Origin of the sequence: Variovorax sp. 38R, assembly GCF_014843395.1 — a bacterium.
Taxonomy (GTDB): domain Bacteria; phylum Pseudomonadota; class Gammaproteobacteria; order Burkholderiales; family Burkholderiaceae_C; genus Variovorax; species Variovorax paradoxus_H.
On record NZ_CP062121.1, the window covers coordinates 2,335,963 to 2,352,112 of the forward strand.

General features: G+C 68.9%; 18 protein-coding genes. 9 read left to right on the forward strand and 9 right to left on the reverse strand.

Going from position 1 to position 16,150, the window contains the following annotated elements; all coding sequences use genetic code 11:
* Positions 1 to 95 precede the first annotated feature (95 nt).
* From coaBC to IG196_RS10575, 4 genes are all read left to right on the forward strand, one after another.
* Positions 96 to 1,319 (forward strand): bifunctional phosphopantothenoylcysteine decarboxylase/phosphopantothenate--cysteine ligase CoaBC, encoded by a 1,224-nt coding sequence (coaBC, locus tag IG196_RS10560; RefSeq protein ID WP_192196094.1) that lies wholly within the window; start codon positions 96 to 98, stop codon positions 1,317 to 1,319.
* Positions 1,319 to 1,756 carry a hypothetical protein gene (locus IG196_RS10565; protein WP_192196096.1) on the forward strand — a complete coding sequence of 146 codons (438 nt, stop codon included), beginning with the start codon at positions 1,319 to 1,321 and terminating at the stop codon, positions 1,754 to 1,756. The genes coaBC and IG196_RS10565 overlap by 1 nt, the downstream gene beginning before the upstream one ends.
* 16 nt (positions 1,757 to 1,772) lie before the next feature.
* A complete protein-coding gene (gene dut / locus IG196_RS10570; RefSeq protein ID WP_101492295.1) occupies positions 1,773 to 2,219 on the forward strand; it encodes a dUTP diphosphatase in 447 nt (148 codons plus the stop codon).
* A gap of 193 nt (positions 2,220 to 2,412) precedes the next feature.
* Positions 2,413 to 2,913 (forward strand): glycine zipper 2TM domain-containing protein, encoded by a 501-nt coding sequence (locus tag IG196_RS10575; protein WP_101492296.1) that lies wholly within the window; start codon positions 2,413 to 2,415, stop codon positions 2,911 to 2,913.
* A gap of 70 nt (positions 2,914 to 2,983) precedes the next feature.
* On the opposite strand, the gene IG196_RS10580 is transcribed toward IG196_RS10575, so the two are convergent.
* On the reverse strand, positions 2,984 to 3,508 hold the full coding sequence (locus IG196_RS10580; protein ID WP_153285006.1) for an FKBP-type peptidyl-prolyl cis-trans isomerase: 525 nt from the start codon (positions 3,506 to 3,508) through the stop codon (positions 2,984 to 2,986).
* Between the two features lie 14 nt (positions 3,509 to 3,522).
* Between IG196_RS10580 and IG196_RS10585 the strand changes: the two genes are divergently transcribed.
* The 3 genes from IG196_RS10585 (at position 3,523) to IG196_RS10595 (ending at position 5,504) form a co-directional block, all read left to right on the forward strand.
* On the forward strand, positions 3,523 to 4,665 hold the full coding sequence (locus tag IG196_RS10585) for a JmjC domain-containing protein (RefSeq protein ID WP_192196097.1): 1,143 nt from the start codon (positions 3,523 to 3,525) through the stop codon (positions 4,663 to 4,665).
* The gene (locus IG196_RS10590) at positions 4,655 to 5,161 is read left to right on the forward strand and encodes a hypothetical protein (protein ID WP_192196098.1); all 507 of its coding nucleotides are present in this window, start codon (positions 4,655 to 4,657) and stop codon (positions 5,159 to 5,161) included. Before IG196_RS10585 ends, IG196_RS10590 begins: the two co-directional genes overlap by 11 nt.
* 94 nt (positions 5,162 to 5,255) lie before the next feature.
* Positions 5,256 to 5,504, forward strand: coding sequence for a hypothetical protein (locus IG196_RS10595; RefSeq protein ID WP_101492300.1), 249 nt, complete (start codon positions 5,256 to 5,258; stop codon positions 5,502 to 5,504).
* A 79-nt stretch (positions 5,505 to 5,583) separates the two neighbouring features.
* On the opposite strand, the gene IG196_RS10600 is transcribed toward IG196_RS10595, so the two are convergent.
* The 8 genes from IG196_RS10600 to IG196_RS10635 all read right to left on the reverse strand — a co-directional run bounded on the left by IG196_RS10600 (position 5,584) and on the right by IG196_RS10635 (position 13,085).
* Positions 5,584 to 6,363, reverse strand: coding sequence for an MBL fold metallo-hydrolase (locus tag IG196_RS10600; RefSeq protein WP_192196099.1), 780 nt, complete (start codon positions 6,361 to 6,363; stop codon positions 5,584 to 5,586).
* 5 nt (positions 6,364 to 6,368) lie between these two features.
* Positions 6,369 to 7,451, reverse strand: a complete 1,083-nt coding sequence (gene bamC / locus IG196_RS10605; protein ID WP_101492302.1) for an outer membrane protein assembly factor BamC — start codon at positions 7,449 to 7,451, stop codon at positions 6,369 to 6,371.
* A 157-nt stretch (positions 7,452 to 7,608) separates the two neighbouring features.
* Positions 7,609 to 8,505, reverse strand: coding sequence for a 4-hydroxy-tetrahydrodipicolinate synthase (gene dapA / locus IG196_RS10610; protein ID WP_374221129.1), 897 nt, complete (start codon positions 8,503 to 8,505; stop codon positions 7,609 to 7,611).
* Positions 8,506 to 8,576: 71 nt separating this feature from the next.
* On the reverse strand, positions 8,577 to 9,149 hold the full coding sequence (locus IG196_RS10615; RefSeq protein ID WP_192196101.1) for a class I SAM-dependent methyltransferase: 573 nt from the start codon (positions 9,147 to 9,149) through the stop codon (positions 8,577 to 8,579).
* 10 nt (positions 9,150 to 9,159) lie between these two features.
* Positions 9,160 to 9,303, reverse strand: a complete 144-nt coding sequence (locus tag IG196_RS10620; protein WP_192196102.1) for a hypothetical protein — start codon at positions 9,301 to 9,303, stop codon at positions 9,160 to 9,162.
* 23 nt (positions 9,304 to 9,326) lie between these two features.
* Positions 9,327 to 10,556, reverse strand: a complete 1,230-nt coding sequence (locus IG196_RS10625; protein ID WP_192196103.1) for an MFS transporter — start codon at positions 10,554 to 10,556, stop codon at positions 9,327 to 9,329.
* Between the two features lie 143 nt (positions 10,557 to 10,699).
* On the reverse strand, positions 10,700 to 11,896 hold the full coding sequence (locus tag IG196_RS10630) for an MFS transporter (protein ID WP_192196104.1): 1,197 nt from the start codon (positions 11,894 to 11,896) through the stop codon (positions 10,700 to 10,702).
* On the reverse strand, positions 11,889 to 13,085 hold the full coding sequence (locus tag IG196_RS10635) for a serine hydrolase domain-containing protein (protein WP_192196106.1): 1,197 nt from the start codon (positions 13,083 to 13,085) through the stop codon (positions 11,889 to 11,891). The genes IG196_RS10630 and IG196_RS10635 overlap by 8 nt, the downstream gene beginning before the upstream one ends.
* A 90-nt stretch (positions 13,086 to 13,175) precedes the next feature.
* Here IG196_RS10635 and IG196_RS10640 point away from each other — a divergent pair, with 90 nt between their 5' ends.
* Together IG196_RS10640 and IG196_RS10645 are read left to right on the forward strand one after the other, a co-directional pair.
* Positions 13,176 to 14,087 (forward strand): LysR family transcriptional regulator, encoded by a 912-nt coding sequence (locus tag IG196_RS10640; RefSeq protein ID WP_192196107.1) that lies wholly within the window; start codon positions 13,176 to 13,178, stop codon positions 14,085 to 14,087.
* Positions 14,088 to 14,161: 74 nt separating this feature from the next.
* Positions 14,162 to 16,150 carry a DNA topoisomerase IV subunit B gene (locus IG196_RS10645; RefSeq protein ID WP_192196109.1) on the forward strand — a complete coding sequence of 663 codons (1,989 nt, stop codon included), beginning with the start codon at positions 14,162 to 14,164 and terminating at the stop codon, positions 16,148 to 16,150.

Sequence of the window (16,150 nt, forward strand, 5' to 3'; positions counted from 1 at the left end):
TGGGAAATTGCGATTATAGGTGTCCCCTTTGTGCCTCCACGGCCGAAGGCCATCCCATTCCTGATCTTGTCGGTATGTGAGCAACAATATGACTCATGCAAGATCTCGCCGGCAAACACATCGTCCTCGGACTCACAGGGGGCATCGCCTGCTACAAATCGGCCGAGCTGTGCCGCCTGCTCGTGAAGGCGGGCGCCACGGTGCAGGTCGTGATGACCGAGGCGGCCGAGCAGTTCATGACGCCGGTCACGATGCAGGCGCTTTCGGGGCGCACCGTCTACACCTCGCAGTGGGACGCCCGCGAGCCCAACAACATGCCGCACATCAACCTGAGCCGCGAGGCCGACGCGATCGTGCTGGCGCCCTGCAGCGCCGATTTCATCGCGCGGCTGGTGCAGGGGCGTTCCGATGAACTGCTGAGCCTGTTGTGCCTGGCGCGTCCGACCGACCGGGTGCCGCTGTTGATCGCCCCGGCCATGAACCGCGAGATGTGGGCCCATCCGGCCACGCAGCGCAACCTGATGCAGGTGGCCGCCGACGGCGCGACCGTGCTGGGCGTGGGCAGCGGCTGGCAGGCCTGCGGCGAAACCGGCGACGGGCGCATGCTCGAACCGGCGCAGTTGCTCGAGGACATCACGGCCTTCTTCCAGCCCAAGCTGCTGGCGGGGCAGAAGGTGCTGGTCACCGCTGGCCCGACCTTCGAGGCGCTGGACCCGATCCGCGGCATCACCAACCATTCGTCCGGCAAGATGGGCTTCGCCATCGCCCGCGCGGCGCGCGAGGCCGGTGCCGAGGTCACGCTGGTGGCCGGTCCGGTGCACCTTCCCACGCCACGTGGTGTGAGCCGCATCGACGTGCTGTCGGCGCAGGAGATGCTCGACGCCACCACCCGTGCGGCGCAGGCAGCTAGCATTTTTGTAGCGACGGCCGCCGTGGCCGACTGGCGCCCGGCCACGCACAGCGACCAGAAGATCAAGAAAGACGGCAGCGGCCAGACGCCGGTGCTGCACTTCGTCGAGAACCCCGACATCCTGCTCACCGTGGCCAAGAGTGAGCGTGCGCAGACCAAGAAGCTCTTCTGCGTGGGCTTCGCCGCCGAGAGCGAAAACCTCGTCGAGCACGCCAAGGCCAAGCGCGAGCGCAAGGGCATCCCACTGCTGGTGGGCAACATCGGCCCGCTGACCTTCGGGCAGGACGACAACGCGCTGCTGCTGGTGGACGCGAAGGGCGTGCGCGGGCTGCCCCGCGCGCCCAAGCTGCGGCTGGCGCGTGAACTGATCACGGAAATTGCCGCGCGACTTCCCGATTGGAGGGCCTGATGAACACCGAATCGAACACACCACCCAATGGCGATTTCGCTCGCTACGTGGAGCAGCTTTCGGCGCGCGCGGGGCAGTCGGCCCGCGTTCCCGGCAAGGAGTCCGAGCACGGGCTGGACGTCGGCATGACGCCTTCGCCTGGCGCGCAAGGCACGGCCGCCGCGCGGCGTGAGTCGCCAAGTGGCGAGGCCGCGAAAGCCGACAACAAGGCCCTCGCCCCGGCGTCGCTCAAGGTGCTGGCCGGCGCGGCCGCGTTCGTGTTCCTGGTGCTGTGGGCTCTCGGCGTGTCGCTCCCCGTGCTGGTCCTGGGAACCGCCGCGGCCGCGTGGTTCGGCAAGCGCTTTCTCAAGGGCCTCAACCTGAGGCCCGGCGTCGCCAAGTGGCAGCAGGTGCTCGAAGAGGCCGCCCGCAAGCAAAAAGAACAGCAACAGAAGTAAATAAGGCAGCAAGTCAGTGAAAGTCGACGTCCGAATCCTCGATCCGCGCATGGTGGATCAATTGCCCGCGTATGCCACCCCCGGAAGCGCCGGCCTCGACCTGCGGGCCTGCCTCGATGCGCCGGTCACGCTCGAACCCAATGCCTGGCAACTGGTGGGCACCGGCATCGCGATCCACCTGGCCGATCCGGCCTATGCGGCGCTGATCCTTCCGCGCTCGGGCCTGGGCCACAAGCACGGCATCGTGCTGGGCAACCTCGTCGGCCTGATCGACAGCGACTACCAGGGCGAGCTGAAGGTCAGTGCCTGGAACCGCAGCAACACGCCCTTCGTGCTGCAGCCGATGGAACGGCTCGCCCAGCTGGTCATCGTGCCGGTGGTGCAGGCGCAGTTTCAGGTGGTCACCGAATTTGCAGCCTCGCAACGCGGCGAGGGCGGCTACGGCTCGACCGGCAAGCACTGAGCTCTTGTGGCCCCAGCAAAGCTGAAGGGCACCTGAGTATCCAAGGCGTAAAGAGCGGAACCGCCGGCGCGCGGTTCGCCTCGAAGGTTTCAGCGTGTGTCTTTCGTCATCGCGGCTTCGGCTGAGACGTTAGACACCCAGCAGGCATGTCGCCCGTCCGGGCGTGTGCTGTTTTCTTCGAGGAGCCTCTTTCATGAACATCTCAATGCGCTTCATTTCCGTCACCGCGTCCGTGCTCGCACTGGCCACGCTCACGGCCTGTGTCGCGCCGGCCCCGGTCTACCAGACCTCACGCTATCCCTACCAAGCCCCGCCGCGGGCGATCCAGTACCAGGAAGCGGCCTACGTCGAGTACGGCCACGTGGCCAACATCGAGGTGCTGCGCAGCGAAACCGCCGGTACCGGCACCACGGGTGGCGGTGCCGTAGCGGGTGGCCTCATCGGCGGCGTGGTGGGCAACCAGTTCGGACACGGCAATGGCCGCGCCGCAGCCACTGCGCTCGGCCTCGTGGGCGGCGCCCTGCTGGGCAACACCATCGAGGCCCAGCAGAACGGCCCGCGTGCCTACGAAAGCTACCGCGTCTCGGTGCAGACCGACCGGGGCGGCTACCGTGCCTTCGACGTGCAAAACCCGGGCGACCTGCGCATCGGCGACCGCGTGCGCATCGACAACGGGCACATCTCGCGCATGTAAGCGGTCGGCCGCGCGCACAAGGAGAAAAGCCGGGCAGTGCCCGGCTTTTGCTTTGTTGGATGGCGTGGTGTCAGTGCAGCATCTGGTTGCCTGGTGCCATCGGCGGCACCTTGAAGAAGGCCGTGCCGGCCGTGCCGCGGCCGACTTCTTCTTCGGTCGCTTCGCGCACCGAACGCACCGTGATGTCCAGGCGGATCGCGATGCCCGCCAGCGGATGGTTGCCGTCGAGCACGAGGTGGTCGGGGTAGATTTCGGCCACGGTGTAGATCGCATCCTTGGGGATGCCGTCGCTCACGCCCTTGGGCAGGGCGGAGCCGTCGAAGGTCATGCCTTCCTCGGTGCCTTCGGGGAACAGCGTGCGCGGCTCCAGGAAGAGCAACTGGTCGTTGAAGTCGCCGAAGCCCTGCTCGGGTTCGATCTGCAGTTGGACGCGCGCACCGGGCTCATGGCCCTGCAGGGCGGCCTCGATCACGTCGAAGAGGTCGTCGCCGCCCACCATGAATTCCACCGGCTCGTCGAGCACGTCCAGCACATCGCCCAGCGTGTCTTTCATGGTCCAGGTCAGGCCGACCACGCATTGTTCAGAGATTTCCATTGCAGAATTCTCCCATGGAGATCAATCAACCGCTGCCGTTGCTCGGCGACCTGAGTCCCGCGCAGTTCATGCGCCGGTACTGGCAAAAGAAACCCCTGCTGATCCGGCAGGCCATTCCCTCGATGGTGCCGCCGATCGACCGCCCCGCGCTCTTTGCGCTGGCGGAGCGCGAGGGGGTCGAGTCCCGTCTGATCCGGCATGGAAAAGCCGGCTGGTCGTTGAAGCACGGCCCGCTGCCCCGGCGCGCGCTGCCGCCGCTGAAGCAGCCGGGCTGGACGATGCTGGTGCAGGGCGTCGACCTGCACCACGACGGCGTGCACGACCTGCTGCGCCAGTTCCGCTTCCTGCCCGATGCGCGCCTGGACGACCTGATGATCAGCTACGCGAGCGACACGGGCGGGGTCGGTCCGCATTTCGACAGCTACGACGTGTTCCTGCTGCAGGCGCAGGGCCAGCGCCGCTGGTCCATCGGCAAGCAGTCCGACCTGCGGCTGCAGCCCGACGTGCCGCTCAAGGTGCTCGAGAACTTCGAGCCCGAGCAGACCTTTGTGCTCGAGCCCGGCGACATGCTGTACCTGCCGCCCAAGTACGCCCACGACGGCGTGGCGGTGGGCGACGACTGCATGACGTACTCCATCGGGCTGCGCTCGTCCGCCGTAGGCGAGTTGGGCGCCGACCTGCTGGCGCGCGTCGCACAGGCCTACTCGGAAGACCTGGAAGACGCGGGCCCGGCCGAACTCGCGCGCTACCGCGACCCGTCGCAACCCGCTGTCGAGGCCCCGGCCGCGATGCCGGCTGCGCTGCAGGACTTTGCGCGCAAAGCCGTCGAAGCCGCGCTGCACGACCCCGACGCGATCGATCGCGCGCTGGGCGAATCGCTCACCGAGCCGAAGGCCAATGTCTGGTTCGGCGAGGGCGTCCAGGCGCCCGAGGTGCTGCGCGAGGTCGCACTCGACCGCCGCACGCGCATGCTCTACGACGTGCGGCACATCTACATCAACGGCGAGAGCTTCCGTGCCGGCGGGGCCGACGCCACGCTGATGCGGCGGCTGGCCGATCAGCGCGCGCTTGGCGCGCGTGACCTGGCCCGCGCCAGCGAGGGCGCGCGGGCGCTGCTGGGCGATTGGTGCGAGGCGGGCTGGCTGCATGCCGAGTGACGGTGCCGTACCGGTCCTGACCGAAGGCCGCTTCGACGGCCGGGAGGCGTTCGCCGACCTCGTGCGCAACGCCTTGTCTGCCGCCGCGCGCGAGGGCTGGAACGAGATCGTCTTCAGCGACCCCGACTTCGCCGACTGGCCCCTGGGCGAGCGCGCGAGCATCGAGGCGCTGCAGGCTTGGTCGGCCAGCGGGCGCCGCCTGCTGCTGCTGGCGCGACGCTTCGACCTGGTCGAACGCGGCCATGCGCGCTTCGTGACGTGGCGCCGCACCTGGGACCACATCGTCGAATGCCGCGCGGCGGGGCGCACCAGCGCGACCGAGGAGGTGCCCAGCGCCCTCTGGACGCCCACCTGGTGCCTGCACCGCATCGACCCCGAACGCAGCCGCGGCGTGTGCAGCAGCGAGGCGCGTGCACGGCGCGACCTGCGCGAAAGCTTCGACGAGTGCTGGCGCCAGGGGCGGCCGGCCTTTCCCGCCTCCACGCTCGGCTTGTAAGCCAATGCCGCAAATACACCCCCGCGACATATCCGGGCGGGGTTGGCGGTCTAGAATTTTTTGGTTCCAGATCTTCATTGCCAAAGGAGTCCTCATGAAGAAGCCGTCGTCCGTCCTGATTGCCTCGCTGATCGCCGCTGCCGCCCTGGTGGCCTGCGGAAAGAAGGAGGACGCCGCGCCTGCGGTCGTGACCCCGCCGCCCGCTCCCGTGACCGAGCCCGCACCCGCCGCACCGCCGGCCGCCGCGCCTGCATCGGCACCGTCGGCCGCCGCTTCGTCGGCGCTGGACGCCGCCAACGCCGCGACCGAAGCCGCCAAGAAGGGCGAGGCACCGAAGCAGTAATTCCGCTGCCAGGTCCGCACCATGCAAAAAGCCGCCCGAGGGCGGCTTTTTGCATGGGGGAGGGCGAAGCCCTGCCTTCTCAGACGTCGAGCCAGGGCGAGCCTTCTGCGGCGGTCGCCGTGAGCATCTCGGCCTCGTCGCCACCCAGTGCGTCGGCCATGAGGCGCCGCACGATCTCGGGCCGGTTGTTCTGCTCGCTCAGGTGTGCCGCAACCACATGGCGCAGTCCGTCGTGCAGCACGGCGCGGGCGATCTCGGCTGCTGCAGTGTTCGACAGGTGGCCGTAGTTGCCGCCCACGCGATGCTTCAGGAACGCCGGGTAGGCCGAGCCGGCGAGCAGGTCGCTGTCGTGGTTGAACTCGAGCAGCAGCGCGTGCGCGCCGCGCAGCCGGGCCAGCACATGGCTCGTAGCGTGGCCCAGGTCGGTCAGCACGCCCAGTGTGCGGTTGCCGTCGGTGCAGCGCAGCTGCAGCGGCTCGCGGGCGTCGTGGGGCACGGTGAAAGGCTGCAGACAGAGGTCACCGACCGTGAACTCGGCGTCGTCGCGTGCCAGGTGCAGGCGGCCTTCGTAGTCGCGGCCGCCGGTGGCAAGCCACGTGCCTTCGCTCATCCAGACCGGGATGCGGTCGCGCAGCGACAGCGCATGGGCGCACCCGATGTGGTCGCCATGCTCGTGGGTGATGAAGACGGCGTCGAGGTCCGCTGCGGCAAGGCCCGCCTGGGCCAGCCGCCGGTCGAGCTGGCGAATGCCGAAGCCGCAGTCGACGAGGAGGCGGGTGGTGCGGCCGGCGCTGGTCGTCGATTCGACCAGCGCGGCGTTGCCCGTGCTGCCGCTGCCGAGGCTTCGGAAGCGGAGCATGCGGGTTACTTCAGGTCGTCGGCGATGACCTTGACGATGCGCTGCGCGTTGGCCGAGGTTTCGGGTGCGCCGGCGTCGTTCAGGACCGAGACCGTGGTGGCTTCGCCCTGGCTCTTGACCGAGATGCGGAACTTGATCGGCGCTTCGTCCTTCTTGGAGCCGCTGAACAGCTTGCCGAAGAAGCCGTCGTCCTTCTTGTCGGGGTTCGGCGTCACGTAGCGCACGAAGTAGACGCCGGCGCTGCGGTCGCGGTCTTCGACGGTGAAGCCGGTGCGGTCCAGGGCCAGGCCGACACGGCGCCATGCGCGGTCGAAGCCTTCGTTGATCTGCACGACCGGCTGGTTGCCGATGCTGGCCACGGTGGCGGTCTTGGGCGTGGCGGTGGTCGCGGCCAGGATCTTCGACTGTTCTTGCGTCACGCCGAGCTTGACCATCAGGCGGCGCAGGAATTCGGTCTCGAGCTCAGGATCGCTCGGGCGGGCCTGCCACACGGTCTGGTCCTGGCGGGAGTTGTTGTAGACCTCCTGCATGCCGCGGTGGCTGACGAAGATCTCGGTGCTGCCGTTGGGGTTGCGCTCCAGGCGGGTGCGGAAGCGGTCGAGTTCGCCGGTCGAGTAGACCGAGTCGACCAGCTTGCCCAGCGTGCCGCGGATGATGTCCTGCGGGAGCTTGGCGCGGTTCTCGGCCCAGTCGGTTTCCATGATGCCCAGGTTGCGCTGGTCGGTGGTCAGCAGAAAGCCGCTTTCCTGCCAGAAGTCTTTGACCGGCTCCCAGAGCTGGTCGGGCGTGCGATTGATGACGATCCAGCGCTGCGTGCCCGAGCGCTCCATGCGCACGTCGCCGATGTTGGCCACGGCGGTGGGAATGCCCGGTGCGTTCGCGACGCCGGCCTGGTAGGCGTTGGCGGTGACGGAGCCGCCCGGCACCGCATAGCGGTTGTCGCGCGAGAGCTGCGAGAGATCGGGTGGGACTTCGAGCGTCGGGGCCTTGCCTGCGCTCTTGTAGTCGATCTTGTCGCTCTCGAGGACGGAGCAGGCGGCGAGGCTGGCAACGAGGGCCAGCAGTGCAAGTCGCGAAATATTCTTCAACGTCGTCTTCCTTGGTGGAATGGTTCGGTCAATCGATGGGCCCCAGCGCCCCGCCCTCTCTGAGCACTGTTCCGGCAAAAGGTTGCTTGACCTTGCTGCGAACAGGGGAAAAGGGCAGGCGGGAACCGGTGTGATCGGTGGGGAAACCCGGGCTCGGTCAGTCCTTGAGCAGGCCGGTGGCGCGCAGGGCGCCCTCGACTGCCGGGCGGCTTGCTTCGCCGAGTTCCGTGAGCGGCAGCCGCAGGGCGCCGCCGCACAGACCCAGGCGGGCCATGGCCCACTTGAGCGGGATCGGGTTGGGTTCGACGAACAGGTTGCGGTGCAGCGGCATCAGTTCGAACTGGATCTGCATCGCGCGCTTCACGTCGCCGGCCAGCGCGGCCACGCACAGCTCGTGCATCTTGCGCGGCGCCACGTTGGCCGTGACGCTGATGTTGCCCTGGCCGCCGCACAGCATGAGCGCCACCGCGGTCGGGTCGTCGCCGGAGTACACGGCAAAGCTCTTGGGCAGGTCGCGGATGAGCCACTGGGCACGTTCGATGTTGCCGGTGGCTTCCTTGATGCCGATGATGCCGGGCACCTGCGCCAGGCGCAGCACGGTGTCGTGCGCCATATCGGCGACGGTGCGGCCGGGCACGTTGTACAGCACGACGGGCAGATCGCCGACAGCTTCGGCGATCGCCTTGAAGTGCTGGTACTGGCCTTCTTGCGTGGGCTTGTTGTAGTAGGGAACGACCTGGAGTTGCGAGTCGGCGCCGACGCCTTTGGCGAACTTGGCGAGCTCGATGGCTTCCTTGGTCGAGTTCGCGCCGCAGCCGGCCATCACGGGCACGCGGCCCCGGGCTTGCTCGACGGATACGCGGATGATTTCGCAGTGCTCTTCCACATCGACCGTCGGCGATTCGCCGGTGGTGCCGACCACGCCAAGGCAGTCGGTGCCTTCGTCAATGTGCCAGTCGATGAGCCGCCGCAGGGCGGGGTAGTCGACACTGCCGTCGTCGTGCATCGGCGTGACGAGCGCGACGATGCTGCCTGTCAGTTGCTCCAAGGGAATCTCTTTGTCGGTGGACGAAAGCGGCCATTCTACTGACTCCGGCCGGGCCGGAGACAGTTGTGTCGGCCGGCTCAGCTGGCCTTCAGGAAGTGGCGCGGCGGGGCGCCCGCGGCCGCTTCGCCGGGCCGCACGGCGGCAATGCGCTGGACGAAGCGCGCCGGCTCCGCCAGGAAGCCGTCTTCATAGGCGACGACCTGCAGGCTGGCGCAGGCCCCGAGCAGCTCGCCCGGCTGCAGCAGGAAATCGGGCCGCGAGGGCTTGCCGACGGCCTCGTTGCCGGCCGCGAAGGTCTCGTACAGCAGCACGCCGCCCGGCGCCACGGCGGCCACGATGTCGGCCATGCGCGGGCGCCAGAGGTAGTTGGTGACGACCACCGCGCCGAAGCGCTGGGCCGTGAAGGGCCACGGGCCCGATTCGATGTCGGCCGCCACCACACGTCCGAACACGCCGGCCGCCTCGACGGCCTCGGGCGCCCGGTCGACGCCGGTCACTGCATGACCGCGCCCGGCGAACCATTGCATGTGCCGGCCGGACCCGCAGGCCACATCGAGCACCGTGGCGTTCGGGGCGAGCAGGTGCGACCAGCGCACGATCCATTCGGACGGTGTGGTGCTCGAGTGCACGGGAATTGCTACATCTTTCATAGCTGCCTGTTCAGAAACAGGACCACACCTGGTCGACCAGCGTGACCAGGAACGCCGGATGCACATACAGCGCGAACACGCCGCCCAGCGCCGCCAGCACGGCGGCGAGCCAGGCGGCTTGGGCCAGGTAGTGGTTGCGAGTGCGGGGCGTCATCGCGGTTCTCCTCGACAGGGCGGTCAGCCCGCCACGGCGGCCGGCCGGACCCCGCGCGCAATGGCGCTTTCCTTGACCGGCAGGTTGATCAGCGCCGCGAACACGCCCAGCGCGATCGAGATGTACCAGACGATGTTGTAGCTGCCCGTCGTGTCGTACAGGAAGCCGCCGAGCCACACGCCCAGGAACGAACCCACCTGATGGCTCAGGAACACGAAGCCGCTGAGCATCGACAGGTGCGCCACGCCGAAGATGCCCGCCACGATGGCGTTGGTGGCCGGCACGGTCGACAGCCACAGGAAGCCCATCGCCGCCGAGAAGACGTACACGCTGAGCGGCGAGATCGGCACCAGCAGGAAGAGGGCGATCGACACCGCCCGCGCCAGGTAGATGGCCGCAAGAATCTTGGGCTTCGACAGCTTCTGCCCCAGCAGGCCGACCGTGTACGTGCCGAACACGTTGAACAGGCCGATCAGCGCCAGCGCATAGCCCGCCACGTCGGCCGACAGGCTCTGGTCGCGCAGGTAGGTCGGCATGTGGATGCCGATGAACGCCAGCTGGAAGCCGCAGACGAAGTAGCCCGCCATCAGCAGCCCGAAGCTCGGGTAGCGGAAGGCCTCGCCCACGGCCTGCAGCACCGACTGGTCGCGATGGCCGGCCAGTGCCGCGGTCTTGGGTTCGCGCAGGCCGAAGGCCAGCGGAATGATCACGAGCACCACCACCGCCAGCATCGCCAGCGCGGTCTGCCAGCCGAAGGTGCCGATCAGGCGGCCTTCGATGGGCGCCATGAGGAACTGCCCGAACGAGCCCGCTGCCGCCGCTACGCCCATGGCCCATGAGCGGCGCTCGGCCGGGATCTGCCGGCCGATCACGCCGTAGATCACGGCATAGGTCGAGCCCGCCTGCGCCGCGCCGATCAGCACGCCCGCGCTCAGGGTGAAGAGCAGCGGCGTTGGCGAATGCGCCATGCCGAACAGGCCCAGTGCATAGAAGATCGCGCCGCCGATCAGCACGCGGAACGCGCCGAAGCGGTCGGCCAGCATGCCCGCGAACACGCCGAAGATGCCCCACGACAGGTTCTGCACCGCGAGCGCGAACGAGAAGGTCTGCCGGCTCCAGTCCTGCGCCTGCGTGATGGGCTGCAGCCAGAGGCCGAAGCCGTGGCGGATGCCCATCGAGAGCGTGACGATCATGGCGCCGCAGAACAGCACTTGCTTGATCGAAAGGGTGGGAGCGGGGGAGGCGGCTTGCATCCTTCGAATGTAGCGAAGTGCATGCTGCGGCAGGTGGCGCGGCGGCCAAAGCCATTGATGATTTGTGGGCGCGGTTTCGATGCGCATACCGCATCAAAGAAAGAAGGCAGGCGCGCGGCCTGCCTTCAGGTTTCAGGCGGTCGTCAGCGCGCCGGCGCCGCTGCTGCGCCGCGCGCGCCCGGGAATCCGTGCTCGCAGGCCCGCCACGCCAGCACCAGCCCCGGCACCAGCAATGCAAGCAGCGCCCAGGGCAGGCTGCCCGCACCCCCGCCCTGCAGCAGCAGGCCGCCCGCCAGCCCGCCGCCCGCGATGGCGAGGTTCCAGGTCGTCACCACCATCGACTGCGCCACGTCCGCCGCATCGCCGGCCGCCTGGGCCGAGGCGGTCTGGAACAGCGTCGCCGCGCCGCCGAAGGCCAGGCCCCAGACTGCGACCGCGAGGTACACGCCCGCCGCCGATCCACCCGACGCGGCGAGCATCAGCGCCGCCAGCGCGAAGGCCGCCGTGCCGGCCAGCACCAGCACGCGCAGCCAGCGGTCGATCAGCACGCCCGTGAGCCAGATGCCGCCCAGCGAGGCCGCACCGAAGACCAGCAGCACCCGTCCGACCTGCGTGCCGAGCCCGGCGTGCGCGAGGAAGGGCGCGATGTAGGTGTAGAGGATGTTGTGCGCGAGCACGAAGGCGAACATCACGGCCAGCACCGGCCGCACGCCCGGCAGCAGGAACACGCGGCGCACGCTTTGCTGGCGCCCGGCGGCCTGACCCGGGAAGTCGGGCACCTGCCAGCGCACCCAGCCGAGCAGCAGCACCGACAGCGCCGACATGATCAGAAAGGCCGGCCGCCAGCCGACGCTCGCGCCCAGCAGCGTGCCCGCCGGAATGCCCAGCGACAGCGCCAGCGGCGCGCCCAGCATCGCGACCGCAATGGCGCGGCCCTGCTGCGACGGCGCCACCATGCGCGCGGCATGCCCGGCCAGCAGCGCCCACAGCAGGCCCGCGAACACGCCGGCGAAGAAGCGCGCGACCAGCGTCAGCGTGTAGTCGTGCGACAGCGCCGTCACCGTGTTGACCACCGCGAAGCCGCCGATCGCGCCCATCAGCAGCGGCCGGCGCCGCCAGCCGCGCGTGAAGGCCACCAGCGGAATGGCCGCGACCAGCGAGCCCAGCGCGTACACGGTGACGAGCTGGCCGACCAGCGCGGGCGCAACGCCCAGGTCGGCGCCGATCTGCGGCAGCAGGCCGGCCGGCATCGCCTCGGTAAGGATGGTGATGAAGCCGCCGGCCGCCAGCGCCAGCAGGCCTGACAAGGGCAGCGGTGAAGCAGAGGTCGTGTCACGCATAGACGGCGTCCCTCAGTTCGGTGACGAAGCGGCCCGACATGCCTTCGTAGAGCGTGTTCGTGAAGGCCACCACGCTGAGCCCGCGCGCCCGGTCCACGAACCAGGCGTGGCCGTAGGCGCCGCCCCAGCGCCAGGTGCCGGGCGATTCGGGCGTCTGCGTGGGCTGCGGGTCGTGCAGCACCGAGAAGCCCAGGCCGAAGCCCCAGCCCGGCGCATCCGCCGGCCCCCGGTCGCCCGTGTGGTTCCGTCCCATCGCGTCGACGGTGGCGGCGTGCAGCAGCGGGGCGCCGCCGGTGCGCAGTGTTTCGAGCAGGCGCAGGAAGTCGCCCGCGCTGCCGACCATGCCGGCGCCGCCCGAGGGCCAGGCGTTGGCGTCGAAGGCGCGTGCCGGATCGAAGCGGATGCCGACCGCGCCTTCGAACGGCGTGGCGACGACGGGGCCGTCCATGCGCTGCGGCGGCGTGGCACCGGGGCCGTTCACGTAGGGCGTGGCCAGCCGCGGGTCGCCGGGGGCGGCGGCGAAGCCCGTGTCGTGCATCTGCAGCGGCGCGGTCACCAGCGTGCGCACCGCCTCGGGCAGCGGCAGGCCGCTGGCCGCCTCGACCACCGCGCCGATCACATCGATGGCCAGCGAATAGAGCCAGCCCGTGCCGGGCGGGTACAGCAACGGCACGCCGGCCAGGCGCTGCAGGTTGCCGGCCAGCGTGAGTCCATCGTCGCGGTCCATGCCGTCCGACACGCCGGCGCGCGCGTACGGGCCGTCGTCCGAACTTTCGAAGAAGCGGTAGCCCAGCCCGGCCGTGTGGGTGAGCAACTGGCGCAGCGTGATGACGGCTTCATCAGCGCTATCGGGAAGGCGAGGGCGGAAGCCGGGCAGCCAGCGCGTCACCGGGTCGTCCAGGCCCAGGCGGCCCTGGTCCACGAGCACCATCGCGGCGGTCGAGACGATCGGCTTGGACACCGAGGCCAGCCGGAACAGCGCGTCCTCATGCATCGGCCGGCCGGCCTCGCGGTCGGCCAGTCCGGCGGCGCGCCGATGGACGAGGCGCCCGCCGTGGCGCACCAGCACCACGGCGCCGACCAGACGCTGTTCGGCAAGCGCGCGGTCGATGGCGGCGTCGATGCGCGACGGGTCCGGGCCCGGCCAGGCCGGGGCAAAAGTGGGGGAAATGTCGGGGAGAAAGGTCATGCGGCCAACGATAGGAAGAAGCCGACTTCGGATAAAGACGGCTACAGTTCCACTCAATGCGGACGCCGAAGTCCGCAATGGAGATTCCCCATGGACAGCCTCAGCGGCTTTGCCGTCTTCGTTCAGGTCGCCGAAACCCGCAGCTTCGTGGCGGCTGGGCGCGCGCTCGGCGTGTCGGCCTCGGCCGTGGGCAAGCGCGTGGCACGGCTCGAAGAGCGGCTGGCTGTGCGCCTGTTCCACCGCAGCACGCGCAGCATCACGCTCACCGCCGAGGGCGCGCTGTTCCTGGCGCGCAGCCGCCGCGTGCTGGCCGAGATCGAGGCTGCCGAGCAGGAGCTGTCGCACGCCGCCGAGGCGCCGCGCGGGCGGCTGCGCGTGAGCCTGCCGCTGGTCAGCTCGCTGGTGCTGCCGGTGCTGGCCGACTTCATGGCCGCCTACCCGGCGATCGAGCTCGACCTCGACTTCAGCGACCGGCTCGTGGACGTCATCGAGGAAGGCTTCGACGCCGTGGTGCGCACCGGCGAGCCGGCGGATTCACGGCTGTCGTCGCGCCAGCTCGGCGAGTTCTCGCAGCTGCTCGTGGCCTCGCCCGGTTACCTGGCGCGCCACGGCACGCCCGCCTCGCCGGACGACCTGGCCCGGCATGCCTGCCTGCACTACCGCTACCCGGCGACCGGCAAGGTGGAGGTCTGGCCGCTCGCACCCGCGCCCGACGGCAGCGAGGTGCGCCCGCCGGTCTCGATGATCTGCAACAACATCGAGACCCGCCTGTGCTTCGCCCTGCGCGGGCGCGGCATCGCCTGCCTGCCCGACTTCAGCGTGCGTGCCGCGCTGGCCGAGGGCACGCTGCAACCCGTGCTGACCGACCATCTGCTGCGGCCCCGTACCATCGCGTTCCGCGTGCTCTGGCCTTCGGGGCGCCATCCGTCGCCCAAGCTGCGGGCGTTCATCGACTTCCTGGGCGCGCGGATGTTCGGCCCGTCCGTAGAAATCAGCGCCTGATGTGCGAAAAGACCGAAGCCGGTGCCTGTATGGGTATCCAGTCATTTCAACCCAACTGACTACAATCCGCCCCCATGGCGACTTCCCCCAAGACATCTTCAGATTCCGCTTCCGGCTATTCGGAAGGCTCCATCCGCGTGCTCAAGGGCCTCGAGCCCGTGAAGCAGCGCCCGGGCATGTACACCCGGACCGACAACCCCCTGCACATCATTCAGGAAGTGCTCGACAACGCCGCCGACGAAGCGCTGGCGGGCTACGGCAAGAAGATCAAGGTCACGCTGCACACCGACGGCTCGGTCAGCATCGATGACGACGGTCGCGGCATTCCCTTCGGCATGCACCCCGAAGAGAAGGCACCCGTGGTCGAGCTGGTGTTCACCCGGCTGCACGCCGGCGGCAAGTTCGACAAGGGCTCGGGCGGCGCCTACAGCTTCTCGGGCGGCCTGCACGGCGTGGGCGTGTCGGTGACCAATGCGCTGTCGAAACGTCTCGAAGTGACCTCGCACCGCGAAGGCTCGATCGCCAAGCTGGCCTTCAGCGCCGGCGACGTGATCGAGGCGCTCGAAATCCGCAAGCTCGAAGCGGGCGAGCGCAAGCAGGGCACCACCGTGCGCGCCTGGCCTGACGCCAAGTACTTCGAGACCGCCGCGCTGCCCATGGGCGAACTCACCCACCTGCTGCGCAGCAAGGCCGTGCTGATGCCGGGCGTGAGCGTCACGCTGACGGTCGAAAAGACCGGGGAAAGCCAGCAGTGGCTCTACAAGGGCGGCCTGAGCGACTACCTGATGCAGACGCTCAACGGCGACCCGGTGATCCCGCTGTTCGAAGGCAGCGGCCATGCCGACAAGAACGCCGACAACTTCGCCGAAGGCGAGGGCGCCGACTGGTGCGTGGCCTTCACCGAAGACGGCCAGCCGGTGCGCGAGAGCTACGTCAACCTGATTCCCACCAGCGCCGGCGGCACGCACGAAAGCGGCCTGCGCGACGGCCTGTTCACCGCGGTGAAGAGCTTCATCGAGCTGCACTCGCTGTTGCCCAAGGGCGTGAAGCTGCTGCCCGAAGACGTGTTTGCGCGCGCCTCGTACGTGCTCAGCGCCAAGGTGCTCGACCCGCAGTTCCAGGGCCAGATCAAGGAACGCCTGAATTCGCGCGACGCGGTGCGCCTGGTGTCCAGCTTCGTGCGCCCCACGCTCGAGCTGTGGCTCAACCAGCACGTCGACTACGGCAAGAAGCTCGCCGAGCTGGCCATCAAGGCCGCGCAGACGCGCCAGCGCGCCGGCCAGAAGGTCGAGAAGCGCAAGGGCTCCGGCGTGGCCGTGCTGCCCGGCAAGCTGACCGATTGCGAGAGCAAGGACATCAGCCACAACGAAGTGTTCCTGGTCGAGGGCGACTCCGCTGGCGGCAGCGCCAAGATGGGCCGCGACAAGGAAAGCCAGGCCATCCTGCCGCTGCGCGGCAAGGTGCTCAACACCTGGGAAGTCGAGCGCGACCGCCTGTTCGCCAACACCGAAATCCACGACATCTCGGTGGCCGTGGGCGTCGATCCGCACGGCCCGACCGATTCGCCCGACATGAGCGGCCTGCGCTACGGCAAGATCTGCATCCTGTCGGATGCCGACGTGGACGGCTCGCACATCCAGGTGCTGCTGCTCACGCTGTTCTTCCGGCACTTTCCCAAGCTCATCGAAGCCGGCCACGTGTATGTCGCAAAGCCGCCGTTGTTCCGGGTCGATGCGCCCGCGCGCGGCAAGAAGCCGGCCTCCAAGGTCTACGCGCTCGACGAAGGCGAACTCACCGCCACGCTCGACAAATTGCGCAAGGATGGCGTGCGCGAAGGCGCCTGGAACATCAGTCGCTTCAAGGGCCTGGGCGAAATGAACGCGGAACAATTGTGGGAAACCACGCTCAATCCGGACACCCGGCGCCTGATGAAGGTCCAATTGGGCCGGTTCGACTTTTCGTCCACCCAGGGCGAGATCACCAAGCTGATGGGCAAGGGCGAAGCGGCGGCGCGGCGCGAGCTCATGGAATTGCGCGCAGACGACGTCGACATCGACGTCTGA

Excerpts from the sequence above, each read along its gene's own strand:
- coaBC (WP_192196094.1), top strand. The coding sequence starts at position 96 with ATGCAAGATCTCGCCGGCAAACACATCGTCCTCGGACTCACAGGGGGC.
- IG196_RS10565 (WP_192196096.1), top strand. The coding sequence starts at position 1,319 with ATGAACACCGAATCGAACACACCACCCAATGGCGATTTCGCTCGCTAC.
- IG196_RS10575 (WP_101492296.1), top strand. The coding sequence starts at position 2,413 with ATGAACATCTCAATGCGCTTCATTTCCGTCACCGCGTCCGTGCTCGCA.
- IG196_RS10580 (WP_153285006.1), bottom strand. The coding sequence starts at position 3,508 with ATGGAAATCTCTGAACAATGCGTGGTCGGCCTGACCTGGACCATGAAA.
- IG196_RS10585 (WP_192196097.1), top strand. The coding sequence starts at position 3,523 with ATGGAGATCAATCAACCGCTGCCGTTGCTCGGCGACCTGAGTCCCGCG.
- IG196_RS10590 (WP_192196098.1), top strand. The coding sequence starts at position 4,655 with ATGCCGAGTGACGGTGCCGTACCGGTCCTGACCGAAGGCCGCTTCGAC.
- IG196_RS10595 (WP_101492300.1), top strand. The coding sequence starts at position 5,256 with ATGAAGAAGCCGTCGTCCGTCCTGATTGCCTCGCTGATCGCCGCTGCC.
- IG196_RS10600 (WP_192196099.1), bottom strand. The coding sequence starts at position 6,363 with ATGCTCCGCTTCCGAAGCCTCGGCAGCGGCAGCACGGGCAACGCCGCG.
- IG196_RS10615 (WP_192196101.1), bottom strand. The coding sequence starts at position 9,149 with ATGAAAGATGTAGCAATTCCCGTGCACTCGAGCACCACACCGTCCGAA.
- IG196_RS10620 (WP_192196102.1), bottom strand. The coding sequence starts at position 9,303 with ATGACGCCCCGCACTCGCAACCACTACCTGGCCCAAGCCGCCTGGCTC.
- IG196_RS10625 (WP_192196103.1), bottom strand. The coding sequence starts at position 10,556 with ATGCAAGCCGCCTCCCCCGCTCCCACCCTTTCGATCAAGCAAGTGCTG.
- IG196_RS10630 (WP_192196104.1), bottom strand. The coding sequence starts at position 11,896 with ATGCGTGACACGACCTCTGCTTCACCGCTGCCCTTGTCAGGCCTGCTG.
- IG196_RS10635 (WP_192196106.1), bottom strand. The coding sequence starts at position 13,085 with ATGACCTTTCTCCCCGACATTTCCCCCACTTTTGCCCCGGCCTGGCCG.
- IG196_RS10640 (WP_192196107.1), top strand. The coding sequence starts at position 13,176 with ATGGACAGCCTCAGCGGCTTTGCCGTCTTCGTTCAGGTCGCCGAAACC.
- IG196_RS10645 (WP_192196109.1), top strand. The coding sequence starts at position 14,162 with ATGGCGACTTCCCCCAAGACATCTTCAGATTCCGCTTCCGGCTATTCG.